We start from the raw sequence: 24,033 nt of genomic DNA on the forward strand, positions 1-24,033 counted from the left end.
ACGCCACAGTGCCAATGATATGCTGTCACCTGTTGAGTATGAAAAACTGTTCGAAAAGATGATTGAGAAGTGTCTACTGAACTAGTGGCGATTCAAAAGGCACGTCCAGTTCCTACTACTATCACGGGAGTATCTAAGGTACTGGTTTTCATCAATGCCAGTATTGCTATTAAGCGTGAGGATTAGGCTTCCAGTCATTTTATTAGCGCTATCAACGGTAATGGACTTAGCGATAGACTTGTCTGCTAGTGAATTTTTGATGAGGTTGAATTCTGCTTTGTTTGGAAATGAGCCATGTAGAAGAATAAATTCTTCAATGACTGATTGGTGTTGTGTGGCAAGGTTTTGCGCTTCAATTAATTTCGCTTTTGCGATTTGCCGAGTAAACGTTGGTACAGAAAGGCTTGCTAAGATGGAAATTATGGCGATAACAACCATAAGTTCCAATAGGGTAAATCCGCGCATTAATTGGCGAGAAAGTAACATTCTTCACTCCTTGAAGATTTTTGATATTAGCGTCCTTGCTAATAGTGTTTTATGTTAATGTTTTTTTGATTATACAATCTGGTCGAGGAAATCTCCGGTATTCGATTTTTCTTCATAGCCTTCGGTTGACTGATTCTGAGCTAAGGGCACAAGGTCATCTTCACCAAACTCTTCTTCTAACTCTCTAAGCATATCATTTTGTTTTTTTGCATCAATTTCATCGGCTGTTTTTTTATTATGCTGGGATAACGCCTGACCTTCTTCAGAAATGGTGACAACTAGGTCACTTGATGCTTTCGCATTACGCGCATTCAGAGCCGCTAAGTTTTTATCTTCGTCTGACCTTATATCAAATGTTGTGTAGCCGGGCGTAGTCGTATTATTTGGCACTTGGCCAGATAAGGCTATCGAGTGAGGAAGGCTACCAGACATAACAACCACCAGCTAAAAAAGTATAAACAAATATTAATCGGCAATTTTAAATATGTCCACTTTCTAGACAATAGTCGCAATAAAAAGGTGCTAGGGCAGTTGAACTGCCTAGAAAGTGGCATTAATTTAAAGGTCTTTCGGGTCACCAGCTTGAATTGCTGTAATTGCAATAGTATAGACAATGTCATCAACTAAAGCGCCACGAGACAGATCGTTAACAGGTTTACGAATTCCTTGTAGCATAGGTCCTATGCTGACTACGTCTGCGCTTCTTTGAACTGCTTTGTAAGTGGTGTTGCCAGTATTTAAGTCCGGGAAAATAAACACGGTGGCTTTGCCGGCTACTTTGCTATTAGGCGCTTTTTGCTTGGCAACTTTTTCCATGATGGCGGCGTCGTATTGTAAAGGGCCGTCAATCAGAAGGTCTGGACGTAGCTTTTGCGCAATTGCTGTAGCTTCTCTGACTTTATCTACATCGTTACCTGTGCCAGAGCCACCAGTGCTGTAACTGATCATGGCGACTTTAGGAGTGATGCCAAATGCTGTTGCAGAGTCCGCACTTTGAATCGCAATTTCTGCAAGTTGCACAGCAGTCGGATCCGGATTAATCGCGCAATCACCATAGACCAGCACTTGGTCAGGTAAGCACATGAAGAAGACTGAAGATACAAGGCTCGCGTTCGCGGATGTTTTGATTAACTGCAGAGCCGGCCGAATGGTGTTAGCCGTTGTATGTACAGCGCCAGAAACCAGACCATCCACATCACCAACTTGCAGCATCATAGTGCCTAGCACAACATTGTCTTCTAGTTGCTCGCGAGCAACGATGTCAGTTAGCCCTCGACTTTTTCTTAGCTCTACCATTGGCGCAACATAGCGTTCACGAATGCTGCTAGGGTCGAGTATTTCAACACCATGGCTTAATTCAATGCCATTGTTTTGTGCGATTCTCAAAATTTCAGTTTCGTTGCCCAGCAATGTGCAGCGGGCGATACCGCGTTCGGCACAAATTGAAGCGGCTTGAATAGTACGAATTTCTTCGCCTTCAGGAAGAATGATTCGTTTGTTCAGAGAGCGAGCAAGCTCAATTAAACGGAATCGGAAGGCTGGTGGAGAGAGTTTTCTCTCTTCTTGGTTTAAGGCGAAAGAGTTTATCCAGTCGTGATCGATACAACGGGCGATGTGCTCTTTTACCATCAATACGCGTTCTTTATCGTCAAGCGGTATTTCTTGGTTAAAAGATTGCATATTAATGACTGTCTCCCAGCTGTTCGACTCTACAGAGAGAACGGGTAAGCCTTTGGCCATTGCTTTGCCGCAAAGACCCATTAAAGCTTCGCTTGGTTGGTAACCGCCAGTTACAACCAAGGCTGCGATCTTGATATCGTTCAGTGCAGCAATAGCTGTCGCCATGATGATGTCGGTACGATCGCCTGGAGTGAAAACCAACACGCCGGGTCGCAAGGCTTCAAGCATATTCTCGACACCACGAGCACAAAGAGTGTAAGACTGTACGCGACGAGATTCGATGTCGCCTGCATTAATGATGCGAGCACCAAGGAAATCAGCAACATCTTTTACTCGAGGGTAAGTGAGTTCATCGGCTTTTGGTATTTGACCAAGCAGGCTAAAATTGCGTTTAAAAATGCCACGTTGAGCAAACAAATCCCCATAGGATTTAACGCCTAATGACCCAGGTGTGGTCTTGTTTAAAATACAGCCAATAACATCGTTGGCTTTAATGCCACCATAAGAGCCTGCCGCAATTTCAACATGGTGTTCAAGCTCGTTAACTCGCATGTTGTTCGGTGCTGTCACCAACACTAAACCAGCATCAAGTGTACGAGCAATGGCTTTGTTTAGTCTTGTTGCGTACGGGTGGCCTGCAATTTGAGCAAGACCTTCCACGATAACCGTTGAATCTGGCTCTACGCTGGCTTGGAATCGACCAACAATTTCTTCCATCAGTTCATCAATATTGTCGTTATACAAATAACGCTCAGCTTCATGGAGCGGAATAGGCTCAGCTGGTGTAAGGGTTGAGCCTTGTGCAACCATGGCAGTTGACTTGTCAGGTCCCTTGTCACCCGGTTGAGGCTGGGCGATTGGCTTGAAAAAACTGGCCTTTAAACCTTGCTGCTCAAGCGCACGGACAAGACCGACAGAAACAGATGTTAGTCCTACACCAGGGCCTGTGGGAACGGTCATAAGTACATTTATTGACATATCTGATGAATCCTAAATTAGTCCATTATGGGGTGCATGGTTTCGATTAATGCTGAATTAAACTTATTGTATCCAGTGCAATCATCAACTCTTCATTAGTAGGTATAACCCAAACATTAGTATTACTGTCTTTTGCACTAATGTTTAAAGTCTCACCACGAGGAGCATTATCATTTATATCTGAGTCTATACGGATATTCAGTGCTTTCAAATGATTGCAGATAGCTTGACGTAAATAGCTTGAATTTTCACCGATGCCACCGGTAAATACCAAATGATCAATACTTTCTAAAGTGGTTGCTACACTTGCTAAGTGCTTCGCTGTTCGGGCTGCAAACATGTCTAAAGCCAGTTTAGCTCTCAGGTCGCCTGATTCCATTGCCTCTTCTAATGTTCGGCAGTCATTTGAAATTTCTGATACACCAAGCAAACCACTTTGTTTGTTCAGAATATCAAGTGTGGATTCAAAAGAGATATTTTCAGCTTGGCTAATAAATGACAGTAGGCTTGGGTCAAGGCTGCCAGAGCGGGTGCCCATCATTAAGCCTTCTAATGGCGTGATGCCCATACTAGTATCGGAAGACTTGCCTTTATTAATGGCGCAGGTACTTGCTCCGTTACCAAGGTGAGCGACAAGCACGCCCTGTTGATCGCTACCGTTCGCTATTTGTGCTAAGCGCTGACTTATATATCGATAACTTGTGCCATGGAAACCATACTTGCGAAAATGATGCTCTCGATAAAAGTGCATTGGAATCGGGTAAAGATACTGTTCTGGTGCCAGTGTCTGATGAAACGCGGTATCAAATACAGCAACTTGTGGAAGCCCTGGGAAAAGCTCAAAAGCCACTTCTATACCTTTAACATGTGCAGGGTTATGCAATGGTGCAAATTGAGAACACTTTTTAATCCCAGTAACAACATCTTGATTAATCAAGACGGATTTGCTGAAGGTTTCACCACCGTGAACCACTCGGTGACCAATACCTGCTAGTGAATGCTCAATGGTAGGGTGGCTGTTAAGCCAGCTTTTGATCTGATCCACAGCATTTTTATGGCTACCAATGTCTAATTGTATTTCGTTTTTTTTGCCTTCAAATTTAAACGTGATACTACTTTCATCTGTCCCTAATCTATCTGCAATACCTTCTACTAAGGTTTCTTGCCCAGCATTAGCAAGAATCGCAAACTTCAACGAAGAGCTTCCACAGTTGATGACTAAAATACTATCTTTCATAGTTATTCCTGAGATACTCGCAAAGAAAGGTCAATTGCCTGAATATGTTTTGTTAGGGCGCCGATGGAGACGTAATCAACGCCAGTTTCAGCCACTAGTAACAAACGGTCTTTGTCCATGTTTCCAGATGCTTCAAACTTGACCTGACCTTTAAAATCAGTAACCGCTTTGCTCATGTCTTCGTAAGAGAAATTATCTAACATGATAATGTCGGCACCTGCAGCAACAGCCATGGAAACTTCTTCTAAGTTTTCTGTTTCAACTTCAATGGTTTTTCCAGGGGCAATATTTTTCGCCATGCTTACAGCATTAGCAATCGACCCTGCCGCCATGATGTGATTTTCTTTGATTAGAAACGCATCGTATAACCCCATCCTGTGGTTCTTTCCTCCACCAATAGCCACCGCATATTTCTGCGCACGGCGCATACCTGGTATGGTTTTTCTAGTGTCCAAAATGGTGAGTTGTGTGTTCGCTACAATTTGACTGTATTGATTAGTTACAGTCGCAGTATAAGAAAGGGATTGTAAAAAATTTAGGGCAGTACGCTCCCCCGTTAATATTGTTCTTGCATGGCCATTGATCGTTAAAAAAGGCTTGTTGCTTTCCAGCATATCACCTTCATTGTTGTGCCATGAGAGCGTAACTTGATTGCCTAATTGAGAGAATACTTCGTTTACCCAAGCTTGACCGCATAAGACTGCAGGTTCCCGACTAATTACGGTGGCTGTTATTTCTTGATCATCAGGAATAAGTTGAGCGGTTATGTCTCCTGATCCAATATCTTCTTTTAATGCAAACGCCACTTGCGATTGAATGTGCTCAGTTAATAGAGCGTTCAAAAGAGTCATGTACTATCCTAATCTTGCTAAATAAATTACGGATATTGTAGCGCTATATTGGTAGTGCGTCAGTGTTGATTTTTTTATATTCATTGATTTGCATGATCTTTCTATATGAAAAAGTGCGACAGTTTTGCTTTTTAGCACACACGATCAGCCTTCCACGTTAGATTGACTTACAGTCGTTGATTATTTTTGATAGCTGTATCATTTGAATTTTGATAAGCGAATAAAATGATACTAATCATCGATTTTTGAATGGTACTTTGGAGCAGATGCTGTGTATTCTTTATGGATTGAAGTGTGGCTATGGATTCACGGTGCTTATACGTCTCATGTATGCTGTGAATTTTGGTGGTGCCGACTGACTCTTTAACGCTTTTGTCTTAGGCTTTTCGACTACTTTTAAATTAATTTTAGGGTATTTAAAAGCTTCAAAAGTTCTGTGAGTGTCTCAATCTTCATGTGGGTGGCTAGGCGATCTCTTGATTAGGTGTTAATCTAACGCCCAAATTAGATGCTTCTGATATTTAAAAAAGCCCTGTTTAATGTAAGGGTTTAGTAAAATACCTAGAATGCAAAATCCTTAGAAACAGTCTATCTATGCGGTTTCTAAGTAAATAGCTTTGATTTTTTACATGCATTAGTAAGGCTATATGCATGTGGAAATTTAATGTTGGGTTTGATGAACCAAACCCAAATTGGAAGCGAACTGACTAGATTTTTAGTGGTCGATGCAATGGAAATAAAATTAAAACAATAATAATTACCATTGGAACGGATAAAAACGACGCGTTTTAAAGCTTATTAAACAGTGTGTCGTTTTATCCTAGGTCGGCTGGAACTTTGTGGCTATTCATATAAGTTCCGACGGTTCGTTTAAGTAGCCTCCAAGGCTTAAATACACATAATGTCCTTGGTAGGTTAGTATCTGTTCTAATAGCGGGAGTTATTAACACGATGACTGAGCAGCATATTCTCGAAGACATCGATCCAATTGAAACTAAAGAGTGGGTCGATGCGCTTGAGTCTGTCCTTCGCGAGGAAGGTCCTGATCGCGCGCAATACATTTTAAATCGTTTGACGAATGAGGCTTCAAAAGCTGGTACGTCATTACCGTCATCCATTACGACGGCATACCGGAATACAATTGCTCCTGAAAATGAGAAGCCATTGCCGGGTGATGTATTTATGGAGCGTCGTATACGCTCTATAATTCGTTGGAATGCATTGGCTATGGTAATGAAGGCAAACCGTGTTGATTCAACACTTGGTGGCCACATTACAAGCTTTTCTTCTGCAGCAACGCTTTATGATATCGGCTTTAACCACTTTTTCCGTGGTAATGACGGTAAACAACAAGCGGATATGGTCTTTTTCCAAGGTCATATATCCCCAGGTATTTACGCTCGTTCATACATTGAAGGGCGCTTGACAGACGAGCAGCTAGATAACTTCCGCCGTGAAGTCGATGGCAAAGGTATTTCTTCTTACCCGCACCCTTGGTTGATGCCTGATTACTGGCAGTTCCCAACAGTGTCTATGGGTCTTGGGCCTTTGCAAGCGATTTACCAAGCACACGTAATGAAGTATCAGCATAGCCGTGGTCTTATTGATCAAGGTGATCGTAAGGTGTGGGCTTTCCTAGGTGATGGTGAGTGTGATGAGCCAGAATCTTTAGGAGCTATTGCTCTTGCTGGTCGCGAAAATCTAGATAACCTTATTTTTGTTATCAACTGTAACCTACAGCGCCTTGATGGTCCTGTTCGTGGTAACAGTAAAATTGTTCAGGAACTTGAAGGTGTCTTCCGTGGTGCTGGCTGGAATGTCATTAAGTGCCTATGGGGTCGTCATTGGGATCCTCTTTTTGCGAAAGATCACAACGGTTTGCTAGTTAAACGTATGAATGAAGTTTGCGATGGCGAACTACAGAACTACAAAGCAAATGGTGGTGCTTATACTCGTGAACATTTCTTCGGCAAATATCCAGAATTGCTAGAAATGGTTAAAGACATGACTGACGATGAGATTATGAATCTAAATCGTGGCGGACATGATCCTTACAAAGTTTACGCGGCGTACTCCGAAGCAACTTCTCATAAAGGTCAACCGACTGTTATCTTGGCGCAAACCGTTAAAGGTTACGGCATGTTTAAAGCGGCTGAAGCGCAAAACACAGCGCACCAAACGAAGAAGCTGGACGAAGAGTCTCTTGCTCAGTTTCGTGATAAATTTGGTATCCCAATTAGCGATGAAGAGCTAAAAGATTTACCGTATTACAAACCGGCTGAAGATAGCCCAGAAATGCAATACATGCGCTCTCGTCGTAAAGAATTGCATGGTGCTTTCCCTATCCGTAACCATGATTGCGAAGCGCTTGAAGTGCCTTCTTTGGAAGCGTTTAAGTCTCAAATCGCGGGAACGAATGGTCGTGAAATCTCTACGACTATGGCGTTTGTGCGTGCACTAAACGTTATGGTTAAAGATAAAGAAATTGGCAAACGTGTTGTGCCAATTGTTGCCGATGAAGCTCGTACCTTTGGTATGGAAGGTATGTTCCGCCAGCTAGGTATTTACTCATCTGAAGGTCAGCGTTATACGCCTCATGACCATACGCAGATTATGTATTACAAAGAATCTGCTGATGGTCAAATCCTTCAAGAAGGCATCAATGAGCCAGGGGCATTCTCTGCTTGGTTAGCATTGGCTACATCTTATGCAAACAGCGCTCTTCCAATGATTCCTGTTTACATTTATTACTCAATGTTTGGTTTCCAGCGTATTGGTGACTTAGCTTGGGCGGCAGGTGATTCTCAGGCTCGTGGATTCTTGATTGGTGCTACTGCAGGTCGTACTACGCTAAATGGTGAAGGTTTGCAGCACGAAGATGGTCATTCCCATATTCAAGCAGGTCTAATCCCTAACTGTGTGTCTTATGACCCTACTTATTCATACGAAGTCGCTGTTATCATGCAAGATGGCTTACGTCGTATGTATAAAGAGAAAGAAAGTGTTTTCTATTACTTAACTGTAATGAATGAAAACTATACGCACGAAGATATGCCTGAAGGTGTTGAAGAAGGCATTATCAAGGGGATGTATAAGCTTAAGTCTCATGCTAAGAAAGCCAATAAGAAACAAGTTCAATTGCTTGGTTCTGGCGTTATTCTGCGTGAAGTGGAAGCCGCTGCAGAGATTCTATTTAATGATTTCGGTGTTAACTCTGATATATGGAGTGTAACGTCTTTCAATGAATTGCGTCGTGAAGGTCTTGATGCAAGTCGCTGGAACATGCTTCACCCTGAATCAGAAGCACGCCCTTCTTACGTAGAGTCTTGCCTGAATGACAATGGCCCTGTGATTGCATCTACCGACCATATTAAATTGTTCGCAGATCAAATTCGTCCATTCGTAAAAGGTACTTACAATGTACTTGGTACTGATGGTTTTGGCCGCAGTGATACTCGCGCTCAATTGCGTCACTTCTTTGAAGTTAACCGTTATTGGGTAGTGGTTTCTGCTTTAAGTGCACTGGCAAAAGACGGTGTAATTGATGCATCTGTAGTTAGTGAGGCAATTGCTAAGTTTGGTCTAGATCCTGAGAAGCCAAACCCTGTAATGTGCTAATTACCTGACAAGCTAGGTATCTGGCTTAGTGTATGTTTTTAACTAAGTCAGATAAGTTTTTAAGTTTGATGCGTCTATAAGACAAAGGAGATTTCTGTGAGTACTGAAATCATTCGAGTACCGGATATTGGTGGTGCGACTGATGTCGAAATTATCGAGATCAGTATTGCGGTTGGTGACACAATTGAAGTGGATCAATCAATTATTGTTTTAGAAACAGATAAAGCTTCTATGGATGTTCCATCTTCCATGGCAGGTAAAGTAAAAAGTATTTCTGTGAAAGAAGGCGAAAAAGTTTCTGAAGGTGATGAGATTCTTATTATTGAGGTTGAAGGTGCGGAAGAGTCTGCTCCTGAGGCACCTGTAGAAGATTCTGCACCAGAGAAGTCCGCTGAGAAAGCTCCAGCTTCTTCATCTTCCAGCGAAGAAAAAGTTTCAGTGCCAGATATTGGTGGTGCAACTGACGTTGAAGTTATAGAGGTTTGTGTTGCTGAAGGTGATATGGTTGAAGAGGGTGATTCAATTATCGTTCTTGAAACTGATAAGGCTTCTATGGACATACCTTCACCATTTACAGGTAAGATCGCCAAGATTTCTATTAAAGTTGGTGACACTGTATCCGAAGGTGCTGATATTCTTGTGCTGACAACTGAGTCATCTTCAGTGGCGCCTGCTGCTAAAGAAGAAAAAGCTGAAGAGCCAAAATCATCTGCTCCTGCTGCAGCACCAGCTTCTGGTGGTGTTGAGTCGGTTAAAGTGCCTGACATTGGCGGTGCTGAAGGCGTTGAAGTTATCGAGGTTGCTGTTGCAGCCGGAGATAAAGTTCAAGAAGGTGATTCTATCATTGTTCTTGAGACTGATAAGGCCTCTATGGAAATTCCTGCGCCGAAATCAGGAACAGTGAAGTCTGTTTCTATTAAGGTTGGTGATAAGGTTTCTGAAGGCGATCTTGTTCTTGAGCTTGAAGTAGAAGGTGGTTCTGAAGTGCCTGCGCCTGCGCCGGCTGCTGAAAAAGCGACTTCTGCACCAACTGAAAAGCCTAAAGCAAGTGCCGAAAAGTCAGCTCCTGCAGTAGATCAATCTGCTGTACTGTCTGAACCTTCTAAGAAAGTTCATGCTGGTCCAGCTGTTCGTATGCTCGCTCGCGAGTTAGGTGTTGATCTGTCTCTTGTTCGTCCTACTGGCCCTCGTGGTCGTATTACGAAAGAAGATTTGCATGCTTATGTGAAAGCAGCTGTGCAAAAGGTGGCTTCTGCTCCGGCTGGTGGTGTTGCAACAGGTTCCGGTCTGCCAACTGTGCCAGATCAAGACTTTAGCAAGTTTGGTGAAGTTGACGTTGTTAAGATGAGCAAGATCCAGCGTCTAACTGCTCAGAACATGGTTCGCAACGCGCTTGTTGTGCCTCAAGTTACTCAGTTTGATAAAGCTGATATTTCTGATCTTGAAGCATTCCGTAAAGGCTTAAAAGGCGAAATGGAGAAACAAGGTGTTAAATTAACGCCGCTTCCATTCCTGATTAAAGCAGTTGCGCAAGCAATGGTTGCTAATCCAAGCTTTAATGTGTCGCTAATGGCCGATGGCGAAAGCTACGTTCAAAAGCATTATGTACACATTGGTATTGCTGTGGATTCACCTGCTGGTTTGGTTGTTCCTGTTTTGCGTGACGCAGATAAGAAATCTGTCGTCCAAATTGCAAAAGAAGCGGGAGAGCTAATTAAGAAAGCACTAGATAAACAACTTAAGCCGGCTGACATGCAGGGTGGTTGTTTCACTATTTCTAGTTTGGGTGCAATTGGCGGAACAGGATTTACTCCTATCGTTAACTGTCCTGAAGTGGGTATTTTGGGTGTTTCTAAAGCGGACGTTGAGCCACGCTGGAATGGTAAAGAGTTTGAGCCTCGTACAATGTTGCCATTGTGCTTGTCTTACGATCACAGAGCGGTGAATGGTGGTGATGCAGGTCGTTTTATGACTTTCTTGAACTCCTTGCTGAGTGATGTACGTCGCTTGTCTCTTTAATCAGATTCTTTGATTAACAACTAAGCAAATAAAAAGCCGCTTTTCTAAGCGGCTTTTTTTGATCTAATGTTTTTGCATTGCTTTATTACGAAGTGGGTAAGTTTTTAACAGCTTGCTGCAAAGCGGATTTACGAGAATCACAAAACGCATTATGCGGCAGTCTATTTGATACGCCCAGCTTTTCAAGTCGTTCTGTAGTTTGTCCATTAGGGCTAAAGATATAAACGGCACAGTTAGCTTCTATCGCGTCTTTTATGGCGTTTTCTAGTGCAAGCCCTATGGTGAGGTCCATCATAGGAACGGCGCTCAGATCTAATACCACAGCTTTGTAGTTGTGTATGCGGTTGTGATGCTTTGCGATGGCTTTACTTGCACCAAAAATCATTGGGCCAGATAGATAGAAAAGCAATACGTTTCCATCAGCCTGGTCTAGTAATGATTTTTCCTCTTCTGATAGTGGAATATCGTCGTCAGCATCACTGATGGCTTTTACATTCCCTGACTGTAATCGGCTGAGTTTTTCTATTGTCATGATATTGGCTATAAACACTCCAATTCCAACCGCAACCATTAGGTCAACAAATACAGTTAGCGCCATCACTCCGTACATTATAATGGTAGGGGAAAGGGCGACTTTGTGTGCACGTTTTAAGAAGCTCCAGTCGAGTATGTTGATCCCCACATACAAGGCAATACCAGCCAGTACAGCCATTGGAATTGGGCTAATTAAGTCAGATGCACCAAGTACAACCAATAAAAGAATTAACGCTCTTGTTATGCCTGCAAGCGGTGATTTGCCGCCAGATTGTATATTAACGACGGTTCCCATGGTTGCGCCAGCGCCAGGAAGTCCACCAAGAAGGCCGGAGAAAAAATTAGCGGTGCCTTGCCCAATAAGTTCTCGGTTTGAGTCATGTTCTTTACGCGTAAGACTGTCTGCAATAACTGCTGTAAGTAAGGTGTCTATGCAGCCCAAAGTCCCCAGTACAAGGCCGTTAATGATCATTTCTATAAACACAGACTGTTCAAAGGTGGGCCAATGAATGGATGGTAGACCAGACGGGATAATACCTATTCGGCGCACATCTGAATCGTTAAATAATAGAATGGAAATAAGCGTGATTGCGACCAAAGCAACCAGTTGAGGAGGAACGTACCGGCGCCAGTGTTTAGGGAGATAAAACAATACGCCCAGCGTTAGTAAGCCCAAAAATAATTCAGAAAACTTAAGGTTAACAATTAGGTTGGGGAGGGCGCTTAGTGTACCGATCACACCGCCTGATGGTGATGAATGTCCCAAGAAGGGTGCTATTTGTAAGATAATTAAAATAATGCCAATACCAGACATAAAGCCTGATATTACGCTATATGGCATAAGGGTGATGTATTTACCGAGTTTCAGATAGCCTAATGTAATTTGGAATAGGCCGGCGATCATGACAACAGTAAATGCCATGGCAACCCCTCCTTCTGGGCTGCTGGCAAGCATGCTGGTAAGAACAGCTGTCATGATAACTGTCATTGGGCCGGTTGGTTCTGAGATTAAGCTGGTTGAGCCGCCAAATAGTGCAGCAAAAAGCCCAACGAGTATTGCTCCCCATAGACCGGCTTCTGCACCAGCTCCTGATGCTACTCCAAATGCTAGTGCGAGTGGTAGCGAAACAATGGCAGTCGTTGCGCCACCAAATAAATCGCCTACAAGAGTCCAATCTTTAAAGCGAGAAAAATCAATGATCATTGTTTTTTACCTGTCCGTTATTCATGTTCAAATCAATCCTTTGAAATAATCCATATTGCTCTTGTTGCAAAAGAGCCCGCATAATGCGGGCTCTTTGTTATTTCACGAAAATTTCATGCAGTTTTTACTCTGCATTAGTCTCTGAGGCAGGCTCAGGGCTTGTTTCTTCTCGTGAGACTCTTGGGTCATTTTTTACCCGACCAGAAGAAGCGCGACGGCGCGATGTTGCAGCGTTACGCTTTTCTTCTTGCTCTAAACGAAGCTTTTCTTGCTGAGCTAAAATAGCGGCTGGTAATTCTACCGGTGCTTTGACTTCAGTGTTGGCCGCTTTCGCTACTGGCTTACCACGCCCACGACGAGGAGTTCGAGTCGAGCGGCCTATATTGTCAGGCTTCTCTTCTGTTGTCTCTTCTTCGGTGGTAATCTGCACTGTTTCGGCTTCTGGAGGAGTCGACTCGATAACTGCTTCAGGTTGAGTATCTTCTTTTGCTAGCGTGCTTTCAGTTGGCTCTGTCACTACTAAGGCATTGTCATAATTTTCTTGCTCAATTTTTCTCATTTGAGCTTTTACTGACATCTTAGGCTTCGTAGGTTTAGTATCAACTTCATTTTCAGATGCTTCCTTAGAGGTTTCTTCAGTTTTTTCTTTAGGAGCTTCTTCCGTTACGCCTTTAGCAGTAGTTGCTTCAGTTGTTTCTTTAGGGGCCTCTTCAGTTACGTCTTTAGCAGTAGTTGCTTCAGTTGTTTCTTTAGGGGCCTCTTCAGTCACGTCGTTAGTTGTGTCAACTTCAGTCGTTTCTTTAGGAGTTTCTTCAGTCACGTCGTTAGTTGTGTCAACTTCAGTCGTTTCTTTAGGAGCTTCTTCAGTCACGTCGTTATTTGTGTCAACTTCAGTCGTTTCTTTAGGAGCTTCTTCAGTCACGTCGTTATTTGTGTCAACTTCAGTCGTTTCCTTAGATACCTCTTCAGTTGTGTCTTTAGAAACTACAGCTTCCGCTCTGTCTTGTTTTGCTTCTTTAGCCTTGCTTTCTTTTTGTGTTGCAGGCTTTTGAGCTTCAGTATTTTCTAAGGTCTCAGCTGCTTGAGCTTCATCGGTGATGCTAGATTCATTGCTTTCCTGCTGTTCATTGTTTTCTTCTTTCTGAGGGCGACGAGAGCGACGAGAGCGACGAGAGCGGCGCTGAGGCTCATCACCATTTTCACTTTTCTCTGTTACCGCATTTTGAGCTGCCTCTACTAAAGCTGCATCTTCTTGCTCTTGTAGTTTGCTTGCTTCTAACGCTTCATCCTTTAGTTTTCCGTTGCGACGGCGATTGTCGTTACGGTCGCGTTTGCGCTCTTTCACTTCAGGAACGTCTTTGGCCTTCGGTTGCTGACGAGGTGCTTTTACCACCGCTTCTTGCTTTTCAACTCGAGTATCTTGAGTTTCTTGCTTGTTATTGCGGTTATTACGACGACCGTTATTTTTGCTGCCAGCTTCAGCTTGTTCACGACGAGACTGACGAGTTGAGCGTGCGTTTTCTGCAGTGCTGTCATCTTTATCTGAGTTCTGATGTTTAACATTACGCTTGTTATTTCTATTTGGGCGACTGTTTGTGTTTTTGCTGGATGTATTTCTGTTGCTCTGCGTGTTCGTATTTGTTGGTGCTTTACTTGTGCTCTTTGGTTTTGCATTAGTTTGTGGTTCACCAAATAGCGCTGTCATTATGCGTTTCAACAAACTTGGTTTGCTCGGCGACTTTTTAGCGGCTTTAGGGGTGCTTGTTGGTGCGGTGTGCTCAGGTGCTGGTGCCTTTGGTGCAATGCTTGTTACTGCCGCTTGTGGGCGAACATTTTCATTTGCTTTGCGTGGCTCGTAAGGAGGCTGCTCTGGTGTTTTTACAAGTGAGTAACTGTTTTCGTTTTGTGTAACGACTGTGCTGTCATCACGAATACGTTCTACTTCAAAGTGCGGTGTTTCCATATGAGGATTTGGCACAAGGATGATGTGAACGCTGTTACGCTTTTCAATTTTAGCAATATTGGTGCGCTTCTCGTTTAGCAAAAAGGTCGCAACTGAAACAGGTAAAACTGCTCGAATTTGGGCTGTGCGTTCTTTAGAGCATTCTTCTTCGATAAGGCGAAGTACAGAAAGCGCTAGAGACTCAACGTCACGGATAAAGCCTTGGCCATTACAGCGAGGGCAAACGATGCCGCTGGTTTCGCCAAGAGAAGGGCGCAAACGTTGACGTGACATTTCTAATAGACCGAAGCGAGAAATACGACCAAGTTGAACGCGAGCACGATCCGCCTCTAGAGCGTTTTTCATGCGGTTTTCAACTTCTTTTTGGTTGCGTACTGGTGTCATATCGATGAAATCGATAACAACCAACCCACCGATGTCGCGAAGACGTAATTGACGAGCTATTTCATCAGCCGCTTCTAAGTTGGTTTGTAGTGCTGTTTCTTCGATATCTCCGCCTTTCGTCGCGCGGGCTGAGTTGATATCGATAGACACTAGTGCTTCTGTTGGGTCAATAACAATTGAACCGCCAGAAGGTAGGCGAACTTCACGCTGGAAAGCCGTTTCGATCTGAGTTTCGATCTGGAAACGGTTAAACAGTGGTGTGGAGTCAGTATACATTTTAATGCGCGACTTAAAGTGCGGCATTACTTGCATAACGAAGTTTATAGCGTCTTGGTAAGCGCTTTTCTCATCAATCAACACTTCGCCAATGTCTTCGCGTAGATAATCGCGAATGGCACGGATGACGATGTTGCTTTCTTGATAGATTAAGAAAGGGGCAGGTTTTTCAGATGCTGCTTTGGTGATGGATGACCATAAAGTATCAAGGTAATCCAAATCCCACTGCAACTCTTCAGTTGAACGACCAACGCCAGCGGTACGAACAATAAGGCCGCCGTTTTCTGGTGTGTTCAGGCCTGACATAGCTTCTTTAAGGTGTGATCTATCATCACCGTCGATGCGACGAGAAATACCACCAGCGCGAGGATTGTTTGGCATCAAAACCAAATAACGACCCGCTAAACTAACGAAGGTAGTCAAGGCCGCACCTTTATTACCACGTTCCTCTTTGTCCACTTGAACAATCACTTCTTGACCTTCGCTTAACACATCTTTGATGTTAATTCGGCCTTCGTGGTTCGATTTTTTGGAAAAATAGGTCTTGGAGATTTCTTTTAGAGGTAGGAAGCCGTGGCGATCTGCTCCGAAGTCAACAAAAGCTGCTTCTAGACTCGGCTCAATGCGAGTGATGCGACCTTTATATATATTTGACTTCTTCTGTTCGCGAGAACCGGATTCGATGTCTAGATCATATAGACGTTGTCCGTCTACTAGGGCGACGCGCAACTCTTCTTGTTGAGTTGCATTAATAAGCATTCTAATCATTATATGTGTGAACTCTGTGGGCTGATACGAAAGAGTCACAACAGTGATAGGGTAACCATTAATAAATCTGACTCAGAATTAGAGCAAGTCATTCAGTGTTCTCTGGCGAGAGGAGTACGCGATTCGTTTATTTATGTTAAACGCTTTTATGCGGTCGCTGCCGTGATCAATACCAAATAGTCTCTTTAACCGGTCTCGTTTCTTTGCTTTTACGAAACAACGCGAACGCGTGGCCTAGCAATTTAATGAGAGTTCCTTCCACTGAAGCGGATTTTTCCGAATCATGCGGTTTATTATTTAAGATTAACTGTTACAGAGGTAAGATAGGGGGCCAAAGTGTCGCTTCGGCAATTGTCATTCAATTCTTGCATCTTATCTTCGAGGTGTTTTGTTGCCTCTTACCCTTTGCGAATGTGAATATAACAGTAAAAACTAAGTGCTTCAATTATAAAGGAAACCAATCTTAGCTTATGTCGGACTCAGAACTAAATTCAACAGAGCGTCCCGCGGTTCGTTACGTCACGATTGACGACAATAATACGGGGCAGCGAATCGATAATTTTTTGGTTACCTTTTTAAAGGGTGTTCCGAAAGGCAAGATTTACAACTTACTTAGGAAAGGTGAAATACGCGTTAATAAGAAGCGAACTAAGCCTGATTACCGTCTTCAGAATGAAGATGTTGTGCGTATTGCGCCGATTGTGATTGCGCCAGAATCAGACAAGCCTGTCTTGTCTGATCGTTTAAAAAGCGAGATAGAATCACGCATTGTCTATGAGGACAAAGGGTTGATCGTTGTTAATAAACCGTCAGGCCTAGCTGTTCATGGTGGCAGTGGCTTGAGTTTTGGTTTGGTTGAGGTGATCCGCCAAATGCGGCCGTTAGAGAAGTTTGTTGAGCTTGTTCATCGACTCGACCGTGATACTTCGGGTCTTATCATGATCGCAAAAAAACGTGCAGTGTTAAAAGAACTGCATACTGCGTTACGTGAAAAAGAAGGCGTACAAAAAACGTATCTGGCTTTGGTCTATGGCAGCTGGCCTAAGCGGAAATTACAAGTTAATGCGCCTTTGTTAAAGAATGAGCTGAAATCTGGCGAGCGCGTGGTGAAGGTTCATACAGATGGGAAAGAAAGTTTAACTCGCTTTAAGTTAGTTCGTCAGTTTGAGGGATATAGTTTGGTTCAGTGTGAGCCAGTAACAGGGCGTACGCATCAGATTCGCGTTCATACGCTTCATGCGGGCTATCCAATTGTTGGTGATGACAAATACGCGCCAATGGAATCTTTAAAAGAAACAAAAGCCCTGGGCTTTAAGCGCTTATGTCTCCATGCAACACGACTAGACATTATGTTGAATGGAGAGCGTATGTTATTTGAAGCGCCACTGGATAAAGAGTGGCAAAACTTGATGAATGAAAAATTGACCGGGATTTTCTCGTAACTATATTGTCGTTTTTGAATCGTTAGTTCAAAAGACTTGCTGAGGCAGGTCTTTTTTTTGGCTTATTGTTAGTAGGTACGGCCTTTGCTTTCCTTATGGGTGACGCGGACTTTACGGTATTGGCGATTGGGTTCAGATTTATTATGTAAAAAATAGCCACCAATAATGGATTTAAATTAGGCTTTTTTGAAAGGAAATAGAGCGTCACACCTGTAGTGCTTGAAAGCGAAAAGATAAGATTAAAATGTGCATGTGCTCTTGGAGTGTTGTTCTTGTTGTTTTGCCTCAATAGAATCAAGTATTAGTTTCATTGCATCTACATTGAGCAAGAAGGTACGCATGAAGAAAGTTTTACTGAAAAAACTGCAGTCTCTCACTGCGATTCTTGTATTGAACACTGTTCCTGTTAGTTTTGCGCAAGCGAGCAACATTAGCTATGAGGCAGAGGTACTGCAAGCTAGGGTGTTGGTTGATGACAAAAGAAATGCGCTTAAGAGTGTTCATTATCAGAAAGATACATTAAAGCAGCTATATTTTGACAACTCACTGACCTATATACAAAAACACTCAAAAAAAGCAGCGACTTATCAGCATCAAGTCGCTTTAGCTTTGGTGGAGGAGGCGTATCAAGATGATTATGATACTTTATTGGATCAGTATGAGCTCGAATTGGAAAATGTCACTGATGCAAACGGTAGAATGACAGCAAAGAATAGAGTTAAAGAGCAACTGCAGGATTTAAAGGTTATGCGTGGTACAAAAATCGCAGAGTTTGATCGGCAATTTGGTATTACGTAGAACTCACTATTGCATTAAGTTTCGTCTAGTTAATTAGAGAGTTTGCATGTCTTTCAGTCAAGCCCCAATAAACTTTGTCATGATACGTCGACAATTTGATTTTCGAGGTATTGAAATGGGGCGTTGGGTAACGCCAGAAGAAAGAGATCGAGCCGCGGTGAACTTCTATCGAGCATTAGAGGATTTAATGTTCGTATTGCAAGGGCCGGAGCTATTAATATCATTGCGAGGTACTCTTGGGCTTCAATATGGAAAGGGCGGAAGACCAGGCGTAGCCGCTCACTATGTGCCTGCAACGCGGCAGCTATCATTAGCAAAAAATGCGGGAGCTGGTAGTCTCGCTCACGAATGGTTTCATGCCTTCGACCATTACATGGGTGAAAAAATGTTCCAGCATGTATCGACTTCTCATTTTGCTTCTGCATGCTGGCTAAACAGTGCCCAATTACAACTGTCTCGTAACAAGCAACCTCATCCATTGAGCTTATTATTAGCCGAGTGTTTCAAAGCCATTATGCTGAACGAGCAAGGTGATGAGCCAAGCGACATGTGTCAAATATCCCGCCTTACAGATCAAAAGTTAAAAGTCATCTATTACGCTAAACCAGAAGAGATGGCAGCACGCGCTTTCGAGGCGTTCGTTGAGGACACAAAACCTACCAGCACCTTCTTAGTAAAAGGAAGTCGCCATTCTGAAGAGGCCAAAATGGGCCTTTACCCTCAAGGTGAGCAGCGACTTCGTATTAATCAAGCCTTTCAGAATTATTTTAGTTTGCTTGGTCACGCGTTAAGTAAAGCGTAATACTTATATTTAATAAATAAAATACCATTTATATTTTAATTATCCTATGGGTTCGATGCTGTAAAGGATCAGAGATCAATGAAACAAAAAAAGGCGAATCATTGCTGATTCGCCTTTTTTGGTTCTAGTACTTTTTAGTAGCTTCGAATATTAGTCTTCGTAGCTGTCTATTGGTGGGCATTCGCAGAATAGGTTGCGGTCACCGTAGACATTGTCAATACGACCAACGGGTGGCCAGTATTTACGTGCTTTGATCCAATTTAAAGGATAGGCGCCTTCTTTGCGTGAGTAAGCGTGGTTCCACTCCATATCTAAAAGGCTGTCTGCTGTGTGTGGTGCATTGACTAGCGGGTTGTCTTCTAGAGGCCATTCGCCGGCTTGCACCTTGCTGATTTCTTTGCGAATTTGAATCATTGAATCACAGAAGCGGTCTAGCTCTTCTAGGTTTTCTGATTCTGTTGGCTCGATCATTAGTGTTCCAGCAACAGGGAAAGACATGGTTGGTGCATGGAAGCCAAAGTCCATCAAACGCTTAGCGATGTCTTCTTCACTGATGCCTGATTCTGCTTTTAGTGGACGAATGTCGATAATGCACTCGTGTGCCACTGTGCCGTTTTTACCTGTGTAAAGAACTGGGTAATGTTCGCCTAAGCGCTTAGCAATGTAGTTGGCATTCAAGATTGCGTTGAAGGTGGCATCGCGCAAGCCTTTGTCGCCCATCATTTTGATGTACATCCAAGTGATCACAAGAATACTTGCACTACCGTATGGTGCAGCTGAAACCGCGCCGTGTTGCTCAAGCATACCCATCACAGGAGAGACTGCGTGACCAGGTAAGAAAGGCGCAAGGTGAGATTTAACACCGATTGGGCCCATGCCTGGGCCGCCGCCGCCATGTGGAATGCAGAATGTTTTGTGTAAGTTAAGGTGCGAAACGTCACCACCAAATGAGCCTGGAGGTGCAACACCCACTAGAGCGTTTAGGTTGGCGCCATCAATGTACACTTGGCCACCAAACTTATGAACAATGTCGCATACTTCGCGAATGTGTTCTTCAAATACACCGTGAGTGGATGGGTAGGTCGCCATGATGCAACTAAGTTGAGCGGCATGTTTTTCCGCTTTTTCTGCAAGGTCAATTAAATCAATGTTGCCGTCTTCGTCGCATTTCACGATGACAACTTTCATGCCTGCTAGAGCAGCAGAAGCAGGGTTCGTTCCATGAGCTGAACTTGGGATTAAGCAAACATCACGATCATGGTCGCCACGAGATTTGTGGTACTTATCGATAGCGATAAGACCAGCGTACTCACCTTGTGCGCCAGAGTTTGGTTGCAAAGAAACAGTGTCATATCCCGTTGCTTTAGAAAGCATGTCGATAAGTTCTTGCAATAATGCATGATAGCCAGCAACTTGAGTGCTTGGTGCAAATGGATGGATGCGACCAAATTCAGCCCAAGTAACAGGGATCATTTCAGATGCTGCATTTAACTTCATTGTACAAGAGCCAAGAGGGATCATGCTTTGGTTGAGTGCAATGTCTTTTACTTCCAATTGGTGCATGTAGCGCATCAATTCAGTTTCACTGTGATGACTATTAAATACTGGGTGAGTCAGTATGTCATCTTGACGCAATAGGGCATCATCAAAGCCATAAGCGCTTTCCGTGTTTGTGATGTCTTCTAGTGATAGTTCTGCGCCGAAGCATTCAGCCAAGTCGATAAGATCATTCGGGGTGATTGTTTCGTTTAGTGCGATAGACACTTGGCTGTCAGACGCTTTGTGGAAGTTCATTAACTTCTCAGCACCTTTTGCCATGATGCTATCAGTTTGCTCACCAGTGTTAACGATAACGGTATCAAAGTAACTTGAGTTAGTGGTGAAGCCTTTTGATTGGATGGTATTGGCAAAGCAGTTGGTAAGCGCCGCAACGCGGTTCGCTATCTTTTTAAGGCCAGCAGGGCCGTGATAAACTGCGTAGAAGCCAGCCATCATTGCTAGTAGTGCTTGAGCGGTACAAATGTTCGATGTCGCTTTTTCACGGCGAATATGTTGTTCACGTGTTTGCATTGCCATGCGTAATGCTGGTTTGCCATGACTGTCTTTCGATACGCCGATAACACGACCTGGCATAGAACGTTTGAATGCATCTTTGGTTGCTAAGAATGCAGCGTGTGGGCCACCAAAACCCATTGGCACACCAAAGCGCTGAGCGGAGCCGAACACGATGTCTGCACCCATATCACCTGGTGATTTCAATAGAACAAGAGACAGTAGGTCGACGGCAATGCTGACAAGTGCGCCTTGCTCATGTGCTTGGGCAATAACAGGGGTTAAATCAGTCACTGTGCCATCAATGCCTGGGTATTGAATAATGGCGCCGAATACATCGTGTTTTGCGAAATTTGCGATATCATCAACGATGACTTCAATTTCAAGTAGTTCTGCTCGAGTTTTAACGACGTCTATTGTTTGTGGCAAGCAGTGGCTTGCAACGAATAATTTATCGCTCTTCTTGCGGTTGGAGCGTTTCATTAGTGTCATCGCTTCGGCTGCGGCCGTCGCTTCATCTAATAAAGAGGCGTTGGAAATTTCCATGCCAGTTAGGTCGATAATGACTTGTTGGAAGTTTAATAGTGCTTCCAAGCGACCTTGAGATATTTCTGGTTGGTAAGGCGTGTAAGCCGTATACCAGCCTGGGTTTTCTAGTAGGTTGCGCAGAATCGGAGAGGGCACATGTGTGTCGTGGTAACCCATGCCGATAAAAGAGCGCGCAACTTTGTTTTGATTGGCGATGGTCTTTAGTTGAACAAGTGCTTCGTTTTCACTAACAGGGTTAGCTGAAAGATCTAGATTTGCTTGACGAATGGCTTCCGGGACTGTTTTTTCGATTAGTTCTGGAAGGCTGTTGATGCCAATTGTAGATAGCATTTTTGCCTGCTCTGATGCGTCAGGGCCAATGTGGCGAGCAATAAATTCATCACTGTTTAACAAATCGCGAATGCACGAGGTCATGGTTTAATTACCTATTAAGATTAGATCGAGGAGTTAGGCTCTCAATACGGATAGAGGGAGAGCCTAGATTTGAGGTTATTCGATTGTGGCTGAATAGCCTGCAGCATCAAGTAGTTTGTCAAGATCAGCAGGGTCGCTGAGCTTGATTTTAGCAATCCATGCGTCTTTAAAAGGTGCTTCATTGATTAGCTCTGGTGAGTCATTTAGAGCTTCATTAACTTCAATTACTTCGCCATTAACAGGGGCATAAATATCAGAAGCCGCTTTCACAGACTCAACTAAAGAAAATTGCTCTGTAGCAGTTACGTCGGCGCCAACTTCAGGTAGTTCAACGTAAACTACATCGCCTAGTAGGTCTTGTGCGTGATCGGTAATGCCAACAGTAACTGTTCCATCGCCGTTATCCAACACCCATTCATGGGAGTCAGCGTATTTTAGGTTTTCTGGGATAGTGCTCATAGTATTTATGCCTCTTTAAAAAAATACCCAAGGAGGGTTGCCCCATTGGGTACGTGATCTTAGCGGTAAAGTGGGAAGCGTTTGCAAAGCTCTTTAACTTCTGCAAGTACGCGAGCCTCTACTTCTGGGTTTCCTTCTGGCATTGCTACCAAGCCATCAAGTACATCGCTGATAAGATGACCCACTTTTTGGAATTCTTCAATACCAAATCCACGAGATGTTGCTGCCGGTGTACCTAGGCGGATACCAGAAGTTACCATCGGTTTTTCTGTGTCGAATGGAATGCCATTTTTGTTACAGGTAATGCCAGCGCGTTCAAGGGCGGCATCTGCTGCGTTACCTTTTAGTCCTTTTGGACGAAGGTCAACTAGCATTAGGTGTGTATCGGTACCACCAGTAACGATGTCACAACCACGTTCAACCATTACTTCAGCAAGCGCTTTAGCGTTAGCAACGACTTGTTTAATGTAATCAGTAAACTCTGGCTTCAATGCTTCGCCGAAAGCGACTGCTTTACCAGCAATAACGTGCATCAATGGACCACCTTGGTAGCCAGGGAATACCGCAGAGTTGATTTTTTTGCCAAGATCTAGGTCATTGGAAAGAATCATACCACCACGTGGGCCGCGAAGTGTTTTGTGTGTTGTTGTTGTAACAACGTGTGCATGTGGAAGTGGAGATGGGTGAACACCCGTCGCAACAAGTCCAGCAATGTGAGCCATGTCAACGAAAAGGTAAGCACCAACTTTGTCTGCAATTTCACGGAAGCGCTTGAAGTCGATTTGACGTGGAATGGCTGAGCCACCCGCGATAATCATCTTTGGCTTGCACTCTAGTGCTTGTGCTTCGATAGCATCGTAATCAATCAATAATGTTTCTGGGCTAACTTCGTACTGAACAGCATTAAACCATTTGCCAGATTGAGCTGGTGCCGCGCCGTGAGTTAAGTGACCACCAGAAGACAATGACATACCCATGATAGTGTCGCCAGGCTGAAGCAGTGCTAGCATTACTGCACCGTTAGCTTGTGCGCCAGAATGAGGCTGAACGTTTACAAACTCACAGTTGAAAAGTTTTTTAGCACGGTCAATGGCAAGCTGTTCCGTTACGTCAACTGCTTCACAGCCACCATAGTAGCGACGATGTGGGTAACCTTCTGCATATTTGTTGGTTAGTACTGAGCCCTGAGCTTCTAAAACCGCTTTTGAAGTGATGTTTTCAGAAGCAATCAATTCAATGCCGGTTTCTTGGCGTTCTTGCTCTTCAACGATTGTTGCAAAAAGTTCTTGATCTCGCTCAGCTAAAGTTTGGCTGAAAAAAGCTTCGGTATTCGCCATGGGGAAATTCCTCTTAAATAAACATGTATGCCAAAAAGACAATGAGTCGTGCGTATAATAACACTAAGGCAGTCTATGATGATGAAAAAAGATCATCTTTCTAGGAGCGTCAGTCATTGTTCGGTTTACGTCATTTTTGACTATGATAATGAAAAAGTTTCCAATTGGAAACAGTAATTGGG

15 protein-coding genes are annotated in these 24,033 nt (G+C 43.5%); 5 read left to right on the forward strand and 10 right to left on the reverse strand.

All coding sequences use genetic code 11. The features are described 5' to 3' along the window. Window positions 1-81: 81 nt before the first annotated feature. The 5 genes from DFP77_RS11820 to nadC all read right to left on the reverse strand — a co-directional run bounded on the left by DFP77_RS11820 (window position 82) and on the right by nadC (window position 5,232). Window positions 82-486, reverse strand: a complete 405-nt coding sequence (locus DFP77_RS11820) for a pilin (protein WP_114412494.1) — start codon at window positions 484-486, stop codon at window positions 82-84. Window positions 487-555: 69 nt separating this feature from the next. Next, a complete protein-coding gene (locus DFP77_RS11825) occupies window positions 556-918 on the reverse strand; it encodes a hypothetical protein (protein WP_114412495.1) in 363 nt (120 codons plus the stop codon). A 126-nt stretch (window positions 919-1,044) separates the two neighbouring features. Next, the gene (gene pta, locus DFP77_RS11830; RefSeq protein WP_114412496.1) at window positions 1,045-3,144 is read right to left on the reverse strand and encodes a phosphate acetyltransferase; all 2,100 of its coding nucleotides are present in this window, start codon (window positions 3,142-3,144) and stop codon (window positions 1,045-1,047) included. 46 nt (window positions 3,145-3,190) lie between these two features. Further along, entirely contained in the window at window positions 3,191-4,381 is a 1,191-nt protein-coding gene (locus DFP77_RS11835; protein WP_114412497.1) for an acetate/propionate family kinase, read from the reverse strand. Window positions 4,382-4,383: 2 nt separating this feature from the next. Further along, complete coding sequence (gene nadC / locus DFP77_RS11840; RefSeq protein ID WP_114412498.1) at window positions 4,384-5,232, reverse strand: carboxylating nicotinate-nucleotide diphosphorylase; 849 nt, start codon at window positions 5,230-5,232, stop codon at window positions 4,384-4,386. A 951-nt stretch (window positions 5,233-6,183) separates the two neighbouring features. On the opposite strand from nadC, the gene aceE reads away from it, so the two are divergent. After that, on the forward strand, window positions 6,184-8,850 hold the full coding sequence (gene aceE, locus DFP77_RS11845) for a pyruvate dehydrogenase (acetyl-transferring), homodimeric type (protein ID WP_114412499.1): 2,667 nt from the start codon (window positions 6,184-6,186) through the stop codon (window positions 8,848-8,850). Window positions 8,851-8,946: 96 nt separating this feature from the next. Next, window positions 8,947-10,869: a dihydrolipoyllysine-residue acetyltransferase gene (aceF, locus tag DFP77_RS11850; RefSeq protein WP_114412500.1), complete on the forward strand. Its 1,923-nt coding sequence runs from the start codon at window positions 8,947-8,949 to the stop codon at window positions 10,867-10,869. A gap of 85 nt (window positions 10,870-10,954) precedes the next feature. Here the strand turns inward: aceF and DFP77_RS11855 are convergent, their stop codons facing one another. After that, window positions 10,955-12,607, reverse strand: coding sequence for a SulP family inorganic anion transporter (locus tag DFP77_RS11855; protein WP_114412501.1), 1,653 nt, complete (start codon window positions 12,605-12,607; stop codon window positions 10,955-10,957). A gap of 124 nt (window positions 12,608-12,731) precedes the next feature. Then, window positions 12,732-15,998, reverse strand: a complete 3,267-nt coding sequence (rne, locus tag DFP77_RS11860; protein ID WP_114412502.1) for a ribonuclease E — start codon at window positions 15,996-15,998, stop codon at window positions 12,732-12,734. Window positions 15,999-16,468: 470 nt separating this feature from the next. Here rne and rluC point away from each other — a divergent pair, with 470 nt between their 5' ends. From rluC to DFP77_RS11875, 3 genes are all read left to right on the forward strand, one after another. Then, window positions 16,469-17,440: a 23S rRNA pseudouridine(955/2504/2580) synthase RluC gene (rluC, locus tag DFP77_RS11865; RefSeq protein WP_114412503.1), complete on the forward strand. Its 972-nt coding sequence runs from the start codon at window positions 16,469-16,471 to the stop codon at window positions 17,438-17,440. A gap of 339 nt (window positions 17,441-17,779) precedes the next feature. Beyond that, window positions 17,780-18,238 carry a hypothetical protein gene (locus DFP77_RS11870; RefSeq protein ID WP_114412504.1) on the forward strand — a complete coding sequence of 153 codons (459 nt, stop codon included), beginning with the start codon at window positions 17,780-17,782 and terminating at the stop codon, window positions 18,236-18,238. 46 nt (window positions 18,239-18,284) lie between these two features. Then, entirely contained in the window at window positions 18,285-19,040 is a 756-nt protein-coding gene (locus tag DFP77_RS11875) for a CLCA_X family protein (protein WP_114412505.1), read from the forward strand. 150 nt (window positions 19,041-19,190) lie between these two features. Here DFP77_RS11875 and gcvP read toward each other — a convergent pair whose 3' ends face one another. From gcvP to glyA, 3 genes are all read right to left on the reverse strand, one after another. Further along, on the reverse strand, window positions 19,191-22,055 hold the full coding sequence (gene gcvP / locus DFP77_RS11880) for an aminomethyl-transferring glycine dehydrogenase (RefSeq protein WP_114412506.1): 2,865 nt from the start codon (window positions 22,053-22,055) through the stop codon (window positions 19,191-19,193). A 75-nt stretch (window positions 22,056-22,130) separates the two neighbouring features. Next, window positions 22,131-22,514: a glycine cleavage system protein GcvH gene (gcvH, locus tag DFP77_RS11885; protein WP_114412507.1), complete on the reverse strand. Its 384-nt coding sequence runs from the start codon at window positions 22,512-22,514 to the stop codon at window positions 22,131-22,133. A gap of 59 nt (window positions 22,515-22,573) precedes the next feature. Further along, complete coding sequence (glyA, locus tag DFP77_RS11890; RefSeq protein ID WP_114412508.1) at window positions 22,574-23,851, reverse strand: serine hydroxymethyltransferase; 1,278 nt, start codon at window positions 23,849-23,851, stop codon at window positions 22,574-22,576. Window positions 23,852-24,033 lie beyond the last annotated feature (182 nt).

Origin of the sequence: Marinomonas foliarum (genome assembly GCF_003337275.1) — a bacterium.
Taxonomy (GTDB): domain Bacteria; phylum Pseudomonadota; class Gammaproteobacteria; order Pseudomonadales; family Marinomonadaceae; genus Marinomonas; species Marinomonas foliarum.